This is a genomic window from Spongiactinospora gelatinilytica (genome assembly GCF_003236385.1).
In the GTDB taxonomy this organism is placed as follows: Bacteria; Actinomycetota; Actinomycetes; order Streptosporangiales; family Streptosporangiaceae; genus Spongiactinospora; species Spongiactinospora gelatinilytica.
In genome coordinates this window covers 1-2,058 of the sequence record NZ_POUA01000655.1, presented here as the reverse complement: position 1 = coordinate 2,058, position 2,058 = coordinate 1, and the positions used below count along the sequence as shown (strand labels likewise).

The window sequence follows — 2,058 nt, the reverse complement described above, 5'->3', positions numbered from 1 at the left end:
CCCCGTCCGCGACCCCCGCCACCAGCAGCACCGCCATGTCACCGGAACGGCCGTTGTGCTGGTGCCACAGCAGATTCGCCGGTCCAGGGACGCCGGGGAAAGGCTCCTCGGTGCGCAGGCGCAATGACGATCCCGTTTCCGACCGGCTCACGTACGCCCGCACCGAATACGGGTGCCCCTTGTCGTCCCTGGCCGCGAAAACCGCGCTGGGATATCGGGTCAGCGCGTCGTCGATCTGCACGTCCATCGGCGCGCCATCGGGTATCGCCGCCGCGTCCCACTTTCCTCCGGCGGGGGTGGCCCGCAACACGTCTATTCGCTGCGGTTCGACGATGATGGGCAGCCGCCAGTAGTACCAGTCCATCGCGGCCTGCCGGACGGGATCGGCGGCCTCTTCGGCCAGCCCCGGATTCCGGCGCATCAGCCCGTGCCAGTATTCGGCGATGTCCTGCGGCGCCGCCACCACATCGGGGGCGGTGGCGGTGCCTCTTACCAGGACCGTCCGCCGCTGTTCCAGGCCGCTGCCGGTGAAGTCGGAATACAGCAGCGCCACGCGCCCGTCCCGGCGAATGTTGAGCACCTTCTGCGAATACGCCGCAGGGGTGGTCAACATGATCTGCCGGCGTTCCGGCAGCCATACCGACGACATCGGCCGGGTGTTCACCCCGCCTTTTGCGGTGACCGTGGTGAGTTCCAGGACCCTGACACCGGCCAGGACCTCCGACAGATCTGTGTCAACGCGCATGAACGGGGACGCTATAACCTCAACCCAACTTGAGGGCAACCTCGGCGGTCCCAGCCGGCTCTTCAGCAGACTTCTTCAGCAGGCTTCTTCAGCAGGCTTCTTCGGCAGGTTCTTCAGCAGGTGCGGAGCATGTTGTTCAGCGCCGCCTTCTCCTTGCGGGTCACGAAGAGCCGGTAGTGGTGCTTGACGGTGATCCACGAGGACGCGTACGTGCACCAGTAGGCCCGGCGCTGCGGACGCCAGCTCTGCGGGCCCTGACCGCCCTTGGCGATATTGGCGGAATGGCTGACGGTGAGCAGTTCGGGGCGGCGGAGGTCGTTGGCGAACGCGCGCCGCCTGGCCTGGCTCCACCGCTTGGCGCCCGACCGCCACGCATAGGCGAGCGGCACCACATGGTCGACGTCCACCTGTTTCTCGCTCTTCAGCCGCCTGCCGTCGTACGGGCTGTACCAGACCCCCTTGACCGGATGGCAGGCCGCGTTCCTGCGCACCCGCCGCCCGTCGCGGGCGAGCACCGTCTCCCGGGTGTCGCAGGCCCCCTTGTGATGCGCCCACCTGGGCTGGAACCGCTTGCGACTGTAACCGCTGATGGATAACGGCCTGGCGACCTTGAGCCGCGCCAGCATCCGCCGCGCCTGAGCCGCGGCCTTCGCCTGCGTCACCTTCCGGGGTTCGGCCGCCGCGGGCGACGCGGCGAGAACGACGCTGATCGGGATGACCAGGAGGACGAGTACGGCGAAGCGGGCCGCCCTGCTTAGGAAGATCATGTTTTGCTCATACCCAACCACTCCCCTCCCATGGGTCTATACCGGGGGCCGGGCATCCTCGGGCTCATGGGAGGGCGTTCGCGCTGTCCCAGGCTCCGCCAAGGGGGGCCGAACGGGCATCGGCGTCTTACGGCGGCCGGGTAGCCGGTGCTGGAACGGCGAGCGGCCATGGCCGCCCGCGAAACGCCGGGCACCGGGGCGTTACCGGCGACGGCGGGCGGCGGGAACGGGGCTCTGCCGTACCGGAACCGCGCGGCCCGGCCGCTCAGGCGCCCGCCGGGACGGCACAGGCCCCCGCCGGTTCGAGCGGCCCCGTGGCGTTGATGATCGTGTCCAGCGCGTCGCGGGCCGCCAGCAGCTCGGCGACCGCGCCGGTCAGCCGGTCGCGTTCCCATCGCAGGTCGGGAAGCAGCCCGGCGCACCCCGGCCGCAGCCCCTCGCCATCATCGATCATGCACGGCAACAGCTCGGCGATCGTGGCGGTGTTCAGCCCTGCGGCCAGCTCCTCTACAGCGGCCCCCAGGACGTCTTCGACCGCCACCACCC

General features: G+C 69.6%; 3 protein-coding genes. All 3 read right to left on the bottom strand.

The genetic code is table 11. The features are described 5' to 3' along the window. Positions 1-745, bottom strand: a 745-nt coding sequence (locus tag C1I98_RS38280) for a pyridoxamine 5'-phosphate oxidase family protein (protein WP_111172111.1), incomplete at its 3' end; no start/stop codon positions are given. Between the two features lie 113 nt (positions 746-858). After that, positions 859-1,512, bottom strand: a complete 654-nt coding sequence (locus tag C1I98_RS38275; RefSeq protein WP_111172110.1) for an HNH endonuclease family protein — start codon at positions 1,510-1,512, stop codon at positions 859-861. A gap of 265 nt (positions 1,513-1,777) precedes the next feature. Then, the coding region (locus tag C1I98_RS38270; protein WP_497846275.1) for a MerR family transcriptional regulator at positions 1,778-2,058 on the bottom strand (281 nt) is incomplete at its 5' end.